Raw genomic sequence first — 12,909 nt, 5'->3', positions numbered from 1 at the left:
AGTCGGGCAGGTCTACCAATAACCAAATGATATCATACAGGAAGAAGAAGATAAGCGAGTAGACAAGCCACTCAAGGAAAGAGTTCTTGGATTTATGCATAATTATATAATAAAATGATTATCCTTGCTCCAACAAGTTCTTGTCTGTCAAGAAATCCAAAAGTCCGACAGTCAACACACCGTATTCGTCCTCCTTGCGATGAATATCATCACCAACAATGACAATCTTACGAAAGTGGTCATTGATTGACAATAAAGGACGTCGCTCTTGCTGTTCCTTTTCTGGCGTAGGCATGTGAAAAGCCGACTGGATATACATTCTGTATGGAGGGCGGTTCACCACAAAGTCTACCTCCAACTGTTTTCTGACAAACTTACCGTTCTCATCCTTGCCACCAAGTTCAACCAATCCTACGTCCACATTATATCCACGACTGCGAAGCTCATTATAGATAATGTTTTCCATAATGTGCGTTTCCTCTTGTTGGCGGTAGTTTAGAATGGCTGCACGAATACCGATGTCTGCGAAGTAGTATTTCGTCTCGGTACCAATATATTTTCTACCTTTCACATCATAGCGTAAGGCTTCTTCTATCAAGAAAGAGTCTTTCAGATAGTCAATGTATTGTTTTATAGTGTCTCTTTTTATGGTTACTCCTTGTGCAGATTGAAAGGTATTGGCTATTCTCGTTGGATTGGTTGACGAACCAATGCCCGAGGCTATTACACGCACCAATTCCTTCATTCCTTCAGGATTACGCAGATGATTACGCTCAATTACGTCACGCAGATAGGTAGTTTCATACAGACCACGCAAATAGTCTGTTTTCTTTTCTTCCGTTTCAAGCAAAGCTACCTGTGGCAGTCCTCCAAAAGTATAGTAATCCAACCAAGCTTTGCGTATATCTCCACCAATACCACTAAAGTATTCGTCAAAGGTGAGAGGCCAGATGCGTATCTCGTCACCTCTACCTCGGAACTCAGTTACAACATCACTTGACAGGAAACGAGAGTTTGAGCCCGACACATACACATCTACATTCCTCATGTGTGTCAAGCTAAGAATAACCTCCACAAATTCTTCTACCAACTGTACCTCGTCCAAGACTATATAATAAGGTTTGCCATCATCCATAACCTTTGAATCTATATAGTCGAGCAAGGTATCAGGCTTCCTCAACCGTCTGTTTCGGAAATCATCAAGTTGTATCTCAATGATGTGATTATCAGTCACCCCATGTTCCAACAGCCAGTTATGCCAGATGTCAAACAGCAGGAAAGACTTTCCACATCGTCTGACACCTGTTATAATCTTCACAAGACCATTTCCACGTCCTGCAATAAGTTCATCCAAATATTTCTTACGTTCAAATATCATATTAGAGTACTATTTTTGATATTGGTATCATATTTTACACCGCAAAAATAATGGTTTTATCCCAAAATCCAGCACAATCAATGAAAAAACTGCGTTTATCAAGCAAAAAAACAGTAAAACGTTGCATCGTAAACTACACAAAAATGCTTTTTAGAACAAAGGGTATGACATGTAATCACACCCTACGTTCAAGGGAGTCGTTTCAACCGTACCCCTTTATGGATTTCGTCCTATAACTTCCATTCACCACATTATGGGGGCGGTTAAAAGCGCCCCTCACACCCCTTATTTCGTGATTCCTGATGTAATCGGAAGTTAAATACGTTAAATATTCACCTTTTCGTATCTAAACAGAATCCACATAGCCACTTTTCTACCGTTTAGAGCGTATAATACTGATAATCAAGTAATAATAGATACGGAGATTGAACAAAAACAGCTTTTTCCCGTTATATTAATAAAATAGAAATTATATTTGCAGTCTTCAAAGACTGATATTTAAATTTAAGAAAGGAAAGATTATGGAAAAGTTTGAAGATTTAATACAGTCACCGATACCCGTTTTAGTTGATTTCTTTGCAGAATGGTGTGGACCCTGCAAAGCAATGAAACCCGTTTTAGAAGAATTGAAAACAATGGTAGGAGATAAAGCCCGTATTGTGAAGATAGATGTTGACCAACATGAAGATTTGGCTACTAAATATCGCATACAGGCAGTGCCGACTTTTATTTTATTCAAAAATGGAGAAGCCGTATGGAGACATTCCGGAGTTATCCACAGTAGTGAATTAAAAGGAATCATCGAACAAAATTACATATAAAAGGAAAATAGCGAATGAAGAAAGTATTAGCAATGGTAGCTTTTGTCATGCTGAGCGTTATCGTATACGCCTTCAATGACAAACCGGATGCCAATCAAGGTAAAAAAGAGGTAACAGGTAACGGTGAAGTCGTCGTAATGGACAAAGAAATGTTTCTGAAAGACGTCTTCGATTATGAAAAATCAAAAGAGTGGAAATACAAAGGTGACAAACCTGCCATCATCGACTTATATGCAGACTGGTGTGGTCCTTGTCGCCAGACAGCCCCAATCATGAAAGAATTGGCAAAGGAATATGCAGGGAAAATAACAATCTACAAAGTCAATGTAGACAAACAGAAAGAACTTGCTGCCTTGTTTAACGCAACAAGCATTCCATTGTTTGTATTCATTCCTATGAAAGGAGATCCGCAGCTTTTCCGTGGAGCGGCTGACAAAGCAACTTACAAGAAAGCTATCGATGAATTTCTACTGAAATAAAGAGCCCTAATTATAGTGACACTATCCGGTCAGGATAATGACATTATAATATAAAAATGGTGACACTATCCGGTGTGGATAGTGTCACCATTTTTATATGCAGAATAAAGATCATTTAAAGTATCCCACGGGATGATTCATCATAGGAATCTGACTATCTTTCAGTTTCAATACTTTCTTCAGCTGAGCGGCATCCATCGAAGCACGTGGCACTGTAGCCAGTTTAGCCGCAGAACAGAAAATAGAAATATTCTGAGAAACAATACCGGCATCCATGGCTCCCATTAGTTGATTCTGTATCTTCTGAGCATCACCAAAACGGGAAACATCACTGATTAATACTAAAGATACCGGAGCCGTTTTTACAAAAGCCTGGCCACCCGCTACCGCTCCACGGTAATCTCCTTCAGCAATCAGATTTAACTGATGATTCTTTGCGTCATACAAGTAACTTCCTTCCGATAATATCACATATACGTCTACATCCTGCTTATTCATAGCGGAAGGAGCCGTTCGTTTTCCAGCATCCGAACGATTGATTCCGTTGGCCGCCCATAATAAGTCTGACAAATCAGCAAGAGTTAACGCTTTCGAAGCATACTCACGCGTAGATTGACGTTCAGACAATGCCTTCATCACCGTACCAGTACGATTTAAATTAGGTTTTGGTAACTTAACAACCTTATCAGCAGCAAAAGCAGCCGCTGAAAGCATTAAACAAACGAACAATAGTTGTACCTTTCTCATAATTGTGGTATTTATAAAGTTGATAGGCAAATATAAACAAAAAAGGTCTGCATTCACTATAGAACACAAACCTTTTAAAAGTTATTTATAAGGCTTTATTATTTCTTATCTCCGAAATAACGGTTGTAAAGTCCTTCAAAACCTTTACCATGACGAGCTTCGTCCTTGCACATTTCGTGTACAGTATCGTGAATAGCGTCCAGATTCAAAGCTTTAGCACGAGTAGCGATACGTTTTTTGTCTTCGCATGCACCTTGTTCAGCATCTTTACGCTTTTGCAGGTTAGTTTTTGTATCCCAAACACAGTCACCCAGCAATTCTGCAAATTTAGAAGCATGTTCAGCTTCTTCCCAAGCATAGCGTTTGAAAGCTTCAGCTACTTCAGGATAACCTTCACGGTCAGCCTGACGGCTCATAGCCAAATACATACCTACTTCAGTACATTCACCCATAAAGTGATTATTCAGATCCTTGATCATTTCTTCGTCACAACCTTTTGCAACACCAATCACGTGTTCGTCAGCAAAAGACAATGCACCACCTTCTACTTCAACAACTTCTACGAATTTGCTGGCAGGAGCTTTACACAAAGGACATTTCTCAGGAGCTGCGTCACCTTCATAAACGTAACCGCATACAGTACATCTAAATTTTTTCATTTTCTTCTCAATTTTAAATTAATTAGTCAATACGTGTTTCTTTATCTTTTCTTAAGCAATTCTTGCATATACCTTTATAATAATAATGAACTTCCGTCACTTGATGCCCATCCATTTCCAGACTTTCAACTTTCTTCACGGCTTCCGGAGATTTTAAGTCGTAAATATGTCCGCAATACCTGCATAAGAAATGAGAGTGAACAGAAGTATCCGCATCAAAATTTGTATTCTTCTCATCAATCGTGAGCATCAATGCAGCTCCCTGTTCCGAAAACAATCTCAAAGTGTTGTATACCGTCGTTTTCGAAAGTGTCGGCATAGAAGGAGATAACGCTGTATAGATATCATCAGCCGAAGGATGAATGGGATGATTCATCAAATATTCCATGATCGCTATGCGCTGCATGGAAGGCTTTATATTATGCTCTAACAATCGTTCGTATGGTTTCATAAGTTCTCCCTCTTTTCAAAGTTGTATTCATTACAATTATAAATCTGATGCAAATATAGAAAGTCCCAATATCATTTCCAAATAAAATCAATATTTTTTTTGCAGATATGTATTACTAAATTCTTCCATACAAAAAAGGCCATCTTAATAAAGATGACCTTTAGACATTGATATACCTCTATTTTGCCTTAATTCTTGTTGGTTTTAGCCTCTTCGATTATTGATTCAGGTACTTTTTCGCAACGGACATATTTATTCACGTCACTATCATCATCTTTTACAGTCCAAATCATGGAACCGGATTCTAGCAAATCCGTTACGATATAGTCATTGTTCCAGTCACCATTACCAAAATCATATTCACCACTAATAACATATCCCAGATAAGGATCGTTTTCTATATTAAAAGAACCAGTAATATAACGTGCATACATACTGTCAAACTTCTGATACATTTCAAAAGTCAGTTCTCTACGATTAAAAGTTATATAGCAATATGTACCTTCTGCCAGAGCTTGTCCGTTCCATTCAGAAAGTTGCCACGTTCCGTTTAAATTAGCAGCAGTGACCGGCAAGGCAGGAATCTCTACCTTTTCATCGTCGTCACAGGATGCGAAACAAAGCACGAAGGCGAATAAAGCCATTAATTTGAAAATATTCTTCATGTCTTCTTTTTATTTTTATTGTTACTTAATACAGTTTACTTTTATATTCAATGTTCGGTCTGACGGTTGCCCTTCCACTCCCTCTATAATAATAGGAAAAGTAAATGAACGACCTTTTTCCACAGGAATCAGTGAGGCGTCTATTGTAATCACAACGTCGGCTTCACTACCCGGACTGATTACTTCCGGCTCGGTACGAAAAGTTGCAAACTCAGGAATAACAGCAGCCGACAAACGCAATGATTGGTTTCCGCTGTTACCACACAGGATTCGTTCGGAAGGACGCTTTCCCGCATTTACTTCCCGAAATTCTATCCGGTTTTGTTTCAGTCTCAATTTACCCATCTTATATGGATAACGTCCCCATTCATCCGCTCCCGGCAACACATTACCTATTAATGTAAGGCGTGCCACAGGCATTTTGTCCGAAGAAGACAGATAAACAAAAGCATTCGTGTCTATCGTTCCGGGATGATTCTTCGGATGATAAGTCAATACTACAACTCTCGTTTCACCGGGAGATATCTCCCCTGTACGTACATCTGCTACCGCACATCCACAAGTAGTTCTTACACGGGTAAGATTTATGGCTTTGCCACTTACATTAGTACATGTGAAACGATACATTTTTGGAGCATCATCTTCGGTTAATGTCCCGATATTCAGCACAGTCTTGTCAAAACGCAGAATATGTTCCGCTCCTTTTATCAACGGCGGATTTATCAGCGTATCTGTTTTTTCCTGTGGAGTGAAATGGACATTCCGGGCTTCAACCGCCCGGAATTGTCCGATGACTACACATAATAAAAAGAATCGTATCCAAGTAACTGGTTTCATTGAATATTAAAATTACATCCAACCATTATCATTAGCCTTCTTGCGAACGGTAACAGTAATGGATTGTTCGCTTCCATTGCTTACTTTCACTGTAATACGGGTTGCACCGGTTTTTACCCCGGATACTGTCATAAACGTACCATTGACAGATACTGAAGCGACAGTTGTATCACCCGATGTGCAGGTATAAGTTAGATTCTCTCCATTAACAAAATAGCAGGCAAGGTTTAAAGTCGATGCTGCACCTTCTGCTACATACATATTGGGTACTACCATATCAGAACCATTACCCTCAATATTGTTAAGCAACATTCCGGCATCCAGCAAACCTGCTCCCATCTTGCCCACATATTTCGATAACTCTACTCTAGTAGCGGAAGCTCCGGATGAGATGTGGTTACGATAGTAAGCCTTCACTTCTCCTGTATTATACCAGCTATCGAGTGGTTTTGTAGATGATTTCAATAGTTCGACAAACTCACTTGCTTTAAAATGACGACGTTGTTTGACAGCATACGACAACCCCAATGCTGCAACTCCTGATACATGCGGACAAGCCATAGATGTACCATCCATAAATCCATAGGTCGCATTACCGTTTTGTATCCAAGTCGAGAGAATAGAACCGGAATGGATTCCTTCTTCCCAACCTTCAGGGTCATCTTGCCCCACCGGATTGTAATATTCCGTATCACCACCTGGAGCAGATATCGTGACTTCCTTTCCATAGTTGCTATATGAGGCCGGAGTAAAATCGGCCGCTACCGCACTGACAGATATACATTTGGAATAAGCAGCAGGAAATGCAGCCATTCCCGCATATTCGTTTCCGGAAGCGAAAATTGCCAGTCCACCGTCTATCACCCCATTGGGCGAACCGGCATTATTGATAAAGTAGTCCAATGCATCTTTTTCCAACGGATACAATTTTTCCCATTCTTCTTCCGATCCCGGACCGGGAGTATATCCTTCAATCAGATTGGCCAAGGAAGAGTTGTATCCCCAGCTACACTGAAGAATGACTGCGCCATTATCAGCCGCATATTTTATAGCCCTTGCTTCAGCATCCAAGGTAACACCGGCTTCACCCGCAAACACTTGACATGACATAATTTTCACTCCGGAGTTTTTGGAACCATCGCCACCGGCAATACCGCAAACACCTTCGCCATTATTATTCATAGCAGCAATAGTACCTGCAACGTGCGTCCCGTGTCCCGTGTCAACTGCATCCATCCACGAAATGATTCCTGAATTGCTCACGAAATTGTAGCCATATTTATCGTCCTTATATCCGTTACCGTCAGCATCCTTATCTGCATAAAGTTCTTCCTTTTCATTGATCCACATATTACCTTTCAAATCAGGATGGGTATACATCACACCTTCATCCAGCACAGCAACAATGATAGAAGGATCGCCCGTACACTTCTTCCATGCTTCCATACAACCGACATCACACCCCGGCCTGGAACCATTTTTCAATACGTTCTGATTGTCAAAAGGGTTATTGCCACTGTTATTATAATGCCATTGATATGCCAATCCGGGATCGGAGAAGGTGCTTCCTGTCGTAACAGTACGTGTTGCCGCCTTCTGTCGCAATGCACTCTCACTAACATAACTCCGATAGCCATCAACTCTGTAAGCACGCTGAATGTGACTGTTAGCCTGTACTTTAGCTACTTCGCCTAATTTAGCAAGACGACCGGCGGCTTCCTTCAAGTCTGTATTTTCATCAAACTTTACCCGATACCACAAATGTAATCCTGAAGTACGGGTACGTTCTTCATTTTTAGTGTCTACCGGAAATATACGTTCAAAATGATATGTACCCAGAATATCCAACACTTCGTCAGTAGAAGGAATCCCGGAACGGGTCATAGCCCCCCCACTCCTTGTTGCAACTGTGAGAGCCTGATCAAGAATCTCTGTCATTGCAGGATCGAATTTAATCAGCAATTCACCGGAAGTGACATCAGCCGGAAGCTGAACTTCCGTCCCCCCTGTTGGGGTAGACGGTTGTTCGATCACTTCTTGTTCCGAGCATGAAGCCAGCATCAAGGCAAACAGTGCTGTATATAAGAAATTTTTCTTCATTGTTCTTATTTAAAATTATTCTTGTTAATGATATTTACTCTATAGCCCTGCTAGTCTGTAGTTCCCGACAATACAAATTTTCTAAAATACAACGGATAAGCGACACCGCTAACAATTTGATTTGTCCCGGGGTCTGTACTTCCGTAATAATAAGAAAAATCGTAGTTTACGATATCCACATTATTGAATCCCACTGTATTTCCTTTTGAGTTTCTGCCGTCTTCTTGCTGATTGAATATCATGCTTTCGGGTCCCCAATATACAAAGTAAGGATGGAATAGCAACCAATTAGGCAAAGCACCTGTCAGGAAGTTCAAATTAATATGAACTGTACGGGCAAACGGTAACACACGCGGAATATCCTGCCCGCTTACTGGAGTCTGCTTCCGATATCTTACCTGATTGTCGGTCGTCAACAGCCACTGGCAAGTATCTCTAGATATCTTATCCATGAATATGGATGGCTTGGCAGTCAACTCATCTTTACTGAAGAAATCATCCGATTGATAAGTTTCCGGTTTATCTGCAGCTCTCAATGCCGCTCTCACCTCTGCGTCTGTAGGTAATTCTCCCTCCAAGAAGTTATATGACATTTGCAATGAAATCAGTTTATCCCAAGTCAATAACTTCAAGAAAGCTTCTCTTTCAGGTTGTCCTTGAGAAATATCAACATGCAGACCGACATCCCTACCATTGTATTGGTTGTTCCCATCAATCAAGCTCATATCTTTCAGTGTTTCCGTAGCACGACATCCGGTTAATGTCAAATATCTCAAGTGCGGGAAATTCTTTTCGTTCACCACATCTGTAACTACAGACAACGACTGGAAATTATTACTTGCCAAATCCAAATTCTCCAGTTTCTTACCCAATTTAATAAAATTCTCAGGGAGAGCATTTATACCAAAAGAGAATATTGTCAGATCCTTCAGATACTCCAATTCGCAAATTTCTTCTCCTAAAGAAATAGTACGTATTTGTCGGTTGGCATTACTCTGAACTGAAAATGATTCCAGGTATTTCAGATGACGAATTTCTTTGGGGAATGTTTCACCGTCTTGCAAATCAATCATTGCATAACTTACAGACCTCACACGCCCTACAGCTTCAGTAGGAACTATTCCATCTTTTATTTCTTTATCAGTAGCTTCCCAAAGGGTTACAAAACTCCAGTTCATCATACTTTCACTGGTATCAAAACTCATCATGCTCTGGAGTTTGCTATTGATAGTAATAATAGCCAATGAGTCACCGGCACGATTATCCTCAATCTTCATAGCTGCTTTTTGTGTTACAGTCAACACTACAGCATCTATTTTATTACCGTTATTGTCCACCAATTGGTCATTCTCATCTACTGGAACCAGATGGATCTTTGCCACACGGGTATAGGGAGCCACATTCATTCCCCAACGGAAATCCACTTTAAGAGTACGGGGACGTGCTCCTTTGTCTAAATTCACCGCTAGATCTTTATCCTTCGGCAATGTCACCCAACCGCTACGTTCTCCTTCTACCTCTCTTTTCTCCTCTTCAGTCATCGTAGCCTCTTCTGCGAAAGAATAATCCACACTTCCGATTTTGAAATTTACGTTAGTAGAGATAATTGATTTAAAGTGACGGTTATCGAATGCATCCGAACTGGGGATTTCCACTTCAGGTTCTTTCACCAAGATTTGCTTACCGAAACCGAACTGTGTAACCGTAACCAAGCTAGGCTCACGACCATTCATTGTGAAACTTATCTGTGCTGTACGCGCAACATTCGTCAGTGTAGAGTCTATGGTAAGTTCACATACCGCTGAACCAAAACCGTTTGCCGGTGAAACGGCAATCCAAGGTTTAGAAACGCGTACCACCCATTGATCATTAGATGAAACGGCGATCTTCTCTGTTCCTCCTTCTGCACCGATAGCTATTTCTTCTTTATCTACCGAAATGCCATCGATCCTTGTTTCGTCGTCATCCTTACATGAGGAGATGATCCCCATGCAAAGAATTAGTCCTAATGTTATTTTACTAAAATATTTCATTAATAGATTCTTTTATATTATCGTTCAATACCCAAAGCATCACAACCACGAATATCTTGTGTCTTATCATATAACAGAACATACATACCTGCCTCAATATAAGGACATACGCTAGTTACATCAATCGAGATGTTGGGATTGTCTGCAATATCCAATATATAAAGCTGCGGTGTCAGTTTCTCGTCTACTTTACGGATGTCGTTAGAACCAATTTGCAATTGGATCAAACTAGGGCAAGTAGTGATACCGGTCGGCCATTGGCGCAAGATACGATTGCCTTCCGCATCACGTTGATGGCGAATTCCGAAAGCTTTCAACTGGCTACTGTTCAACGGTTGCGTCGGGAACGAAGAGAAACAATTATAGCTAACGTCCATATTGCTCAAATAAGGTAAGGTAGTCGCCCGGAAGTCATCAGACAAGCTGGTCAATTTATTGAAACGCAAATCTATAGTAGTCAGCAAATACGTATTCTTATAGTTTCCGTCTTTTGGTTTCAATGAATTTTCCGGAATCGATGTCATTAAATTGTTGCTCAGGATAATTGTCGAAATCGGAGAACCGGTTGCAAACAGTTCTGTAGGGAACTTCTGGATTTCGTTATATGACAAGGTTACCGTTGAGGCATTAATACCTTTGTAATCATCCATCGAACAACTGATGTTACGTCCCTCCGAACCTATTTTATTATACGAGAAATCTACAGATCCCATCACATATACCGACTTGGCATTGAATATATTCGGAATATATTTCAGCTTATTATGAGAAAATCCTAAGCCTTCCACTTGATCGGTAAATGCACAGAAATCTTCCGGAATCTCTTCAATCTGATTGTAGTCTAACTTAAGGTCAGTCAGTTTAACATTGGTACCAAAAGCTTCCAGATGTCTTACCTTATTATGCACACAATCAAGTAAGCCTAGTTTCACCATCTTCTGTAAAGAAGCAGATGCGGGAAACTCTTCCAAATTATTATAACCCATATAAAAAATCTGAATTTTAGGTCCTGTATCCTCATCGTCAGCGAGTCGTGTCCAATCAGCTTTTAATTGGGCAGCACTAATGCCTCTGTTACATGCAATGTTCAATGACTGTAATTCAGGAAGATCATACAAGAAGTCCGGAAGCTGCGTCATATTCGGACAGTTATACAACTCTACATCCGTGAGATCTTTCAAATTACTCCAACTCAATTCTTCATTTTCATACTGTTTGGCATAATCCGAGTTGGCATCTTCCCAATCGACAGCAATATTATCATAGGTAAAAGGAGAATTAGCAAAATAGATAATCTGCAACTTGGTCAACCGTTGAATAGCCTTCGAAATAAACGTTATTCGATTGGTAAGATTACCGATTTGTGTATCTTTCAATGAAATACGGCTATCCTTCTTGATCGGTTTCATTTCAGGATTTCTATTAATGGCATCTTGTAGTAGGTCTGACAAATTCAAGCGTTGGTCATAGTCAAGGAACATTTTCTTATAGTGCATACGAATTCTATGCTTTCTTTCCTCGCTCATGTCCGGAGTCAGTTCTTCATCTCCAAATAATCTGCCGCTCACCGTTTCGCTATGTGTACCGAACGAAAGCACTTTTAATTCAGTTAATTGTCCGATAGCATCGGGTACTCTGCCTTTGGCACCGAAACCGGCAAGCGAGAGTCCGGTGACACGCCCATTATTATCCAAATCAACACCGGGTTGGTCACCCCACATATCAAGTTCTTTGTTGAAGTTCCAGTTTAAACTGTGAATAGTATTGTTTATCGTCCCACTATAATATCTCCAATTCTTTCCGTCCAAAGCTTCCCAAATGGCTTTCAGCGCTTTATAGTCTTTAATGTACTCCGCCGTTTCCTTCAATTGGATAGGGACGTTGGCATCTTTTGTCAATTTGTTGTCTATCACAGTAAAAGATTCTCCTCTTACAGATTGCGTTTCCAATTCCGATCTTTTGATACCGCTTTGTGAGTAGGTGGTATATGCTACTACCTGATAGGTACCGGCAGGAAGCCATACGGCAGAGTCGCATGTTGCTACACCTATATCCATATACTTATCATTGGCATTATCGGGATTTTGGTGTTCTTTAGAATCTTCTTTATAGGTGACTTTCATCCCCTTCAATTCTGTGGTGACACGATTAAAGGAATTCATCACCGTAACATCGACATAGCGAATATTGCTGAATAAGTATTCGCCGGCTGCACGTGTACTAATTCCTTCTTTCGACAATTTAAAGGTAACGGTTCCATGCGGAACTGCATCTACAGTCAATGCTTTTTCCAGCAATCCTCCACTTACAACTGTCAGTTCATTGTCATCGCCGGCAGGTCCTGCCAACAGTACCTCATCAAGACCGTCATACAAATAATAGCCGACAATCTTATAAGTACCGGCCAGTAATTGCAATTTGTCACTACGCAGACCATATTCCGCATTGTTCGCATTGTATGCGTTCAGAAGCAGAGTTTGTGAAACGGTGGTACCGTTATGCGTCATCACCACCTTTATCTTCTGTGCACTAGACATTGATTCAAGTTTGCCCACAGCACGAGTGGTTGTTCCTTTCTCAAAAGAGGTACTCTTATAGAGTTTAAACTGCACATAACCGTATTGGCTTTGCAGCTCCTCGTCATCATCGGAACATCCTGTCACTACCAACATTGTCAGCAGGCCGACAATAAAAGGCAGGAAGAATATTGAGTATATTTTATGTAGATTCATTTATAAT

At 40.5% G+C, this 12,909-nt stretch carries 11 protein-coding genes; 2 read left to right on the top strand and 9 right to left on the bottom strand.

The genetic code is table 11. The annotated features are described in order from the left end of the window. Nucleotides 1–118: 118 nt before the first annotated feature. Nucleotides 119–1,378: an ATP-binding protein gene (locus BT_RS01085; protein WP_011107170.1), complete on the bottom strand. Its 1,260-nt coding sequence runs from the start codon at nucleotides 1,376–1,378 to the stop codon at nucleotides 119–121. Nucleotides 1,379–1,899: 521 nt separating this feature from the next. Between BT_RS01085 and trxA the strand changes: the two genes are divergently transcribed. Together trxA and BT_RS01075 are read left to right on the top strand one after the other, a co-directional pair. Beyond that, a complete protein-coding gene (gene trxA, locus BT_RS01080; RefSeq protein ID WP_008760534.1) occupies nucleotides 1,900–2,199 on the top strand; it encodes a thioredoxin in 300 nt (99 codons plus the stop codon). 14 nt (nucleotides 2,200–2,213) lie between these two features. After that, nucleotides 2,214–2,678 carry a thioredoxin family protein gene (locus BT_RS01075; protein ID WP_008766216.1) on the top strand — a complete coding sequence of 155 codons (465 nt, stop codon included), beginning with the start codon at nucleotides 2,214–2,216 and terminating at the stop codon, nucleotides 2,676–2,678. Nucleotides 2,679–2,789: 111 nt separating this feature from the next. Here the strand turns inward: BT_RS01075 and BT_RS01070 are convergent, their stop codons facing one another. The 8 genes from BT_RS01070 to BT_RS01035 form a co-directional block, all read right to left on the bottom strand. Then, complete coding sequence (locus BT_RS01070; RefSeq protein WP_008760532.1) at nucleotides 2,790–3,425, bottom strand: SagB/ThcOx family dehydrogenase; 636 nt, start codon at nucleotides 3,423–3,425, stop codon at nucleotides 2,790–2,792. Nucleotides 3,426–3,523: 98 nt separating this feature from the next. Next, nucleotides 3,524–4,084, bottom strand: coding sequence for an NADH peroxidase (locus tag BT_RS01065; RefSeq protein WP_008760531.1), 561 nt, complete (start codon nucleotides 4,082–4,084; stop codon nucleotides 3,524–3,526). Between the two features lie 22 nt (nucleotides 4,085–4,106). Then, nucleotides 4,107–4,535 carry a Fur family transcriptional regulator gene (locus BT_RS01060; RefSeq protein WP_008760530.1) on the bottom strand — a complete coding sequence of 143 codons (429 nt, stop codon included), beginning with the start codon at nucleotides 4,533–4,535 and terminating at the stop codon, nucleotides 4,107–4,109. A 188-nt stretch (nucleotides 4,536–4,723) separates the two neighbouring features. Further along, a complete protein-coding gene (locus BT_RS01055; RefSeq protein ID WP_008766217.1) occupies nucleotides 4,724–5,200 on the bottom strand; it encodes a lipocalin family protein in 477 nt (158 codons plus the stop codon). A gap of 21 nt (nucleotides 5,201–5,221) precedes the next feature. Then, complete coding sequence (locus BT_RS01050; protein WP_008766218.1) at nucleotides 5,222–6,037, bottom strand: DUF1573 domain-containing protein; 816 nt, start codon at nucleotides 6,035–6,037, stop codon at nucleotides 5,222–5,224. A 12-nt stretch (nucleotides 6,038–6,049) separates the two neighbouring features. Next, nucleotides 6,050–8,137, bottom strand: coding sequence for a subtilase family N-terminal domain-containing protein (locus BT_RS01045; protein ID WP_008766219.1), 2,088 nt, complete (start codon nucleotides 8,135–8,137; stop codon nucleotides 6,050–6,052). 50 nt (nucleotides 8,138–8,187) lie between these two features. Continuing rightward, a complete protein-coding gene (locus tag BT_RS01040) occupies nucleotides 8,188–10,170 on the bottom strand; it encodes a BACON domain-containing protein (protein WP_008766220.1) in 1,983 nt (660 codons plus the stop codon). Between the two features lie 17 nt (nucleotides 10,171–10,187). Next, nucleotides 10,188–12,902, bottom strand: a complete 2,715-nt coding sequence (locus BT_RS01035; protein ID WP_008766221.1) for a DUF4458 domain-containing protein — start codon at nucleotides 12,900–12,902, stop codon at nucleotides 10,188–10,190. Nucleotides 12,903–12,909 lie beyond the last annotated feature (7 nt).

The organism is Bacteroides thetaiotaomicron VPI-5482, from assembly GCF_000011065.1.
Lineage (GTDB): Bacteria > Bacteroidota > Bacteroidia > Bacteroidales > Bacteroidaceae > Bacteroides > Bacteroides thetaiotaomicron.
This window is presented reverse-complemented; position numbering and strand designations above follow the sequence as displayed.

Coding starts and splice junctions, on each gene's coding strand:
- BT_RS01065 (WP_008760531.1), bottom strand. CDS start 4,084: ATGAAAAAATTTAGATGTACTGTATGCGGTTACGTTTATGAAGGTGAC.
- BT_RS01070 (WP_008760532.1), bottom strand. CDS start 3,425: ATGAGAAAGGTACAACTATTGTTCGTTTGTTTAATGCTTTCAGCGGCT.
- BT_RS01055 (WP_008766217.1), bottom strand. CDS start 5,200: ATGAAGAATATTTTCAAATTAATGGCTTTATTCGCCTTCGTGCTTTGT.
- BT_RS01085 (WP_011107170.1), bottom strand. CDS start 1,378: ATGATATTTGAACGTAAGAAATATTTGGATGAACTTATTGCAGGACGT.
- BT_RS01075 (WP_008766216.1), top strand. CDS start 2,214: ATGAAGAAAGTATTAGCAATGGTAGCTTTTGTCATGCTGAGCGTTATC.
- BT_RS01060 (WP_008760530.1), bottom strand. CDS start 4,535: ATGAAACCATACGAACGATTGTTAGAGCATAATATAAAGCCTTCCATG.
- BT_RS01050 (WP_008766218.1), bottom strand. CDS start 6,037: ATGAAACCAGTTACTTGGATACGATTCTTTTTATTATGTGTAGTCATC.
- BT_RS01035 (WP_008766221.1), bottom strand. CDS start 12,902: ATGAATCTACATAAAATATACTCAATATTCTTCCTGCCTTTTATTGTC.
- BT_RS01040 (WP_008766220.1), bottom strand. CDS start 10,170: ATGAAATATTTTAGTAAAATAACATTAGGACTAATTCTTTGCATGGGG.
- trxA (WP_008760534.1), top strand. CDS start 1,900: ATGGAAAAGTTTGAAGATTTAATACAGTCACCGATACCCGTTTTAGTT.
- BT_RS01045 (WP_008766219.1), bottom strand. CDS start 8,137: ATGAAGAAAAATTTCTTATATACAGCACTGTTTGCCTTGATGCTGGCT.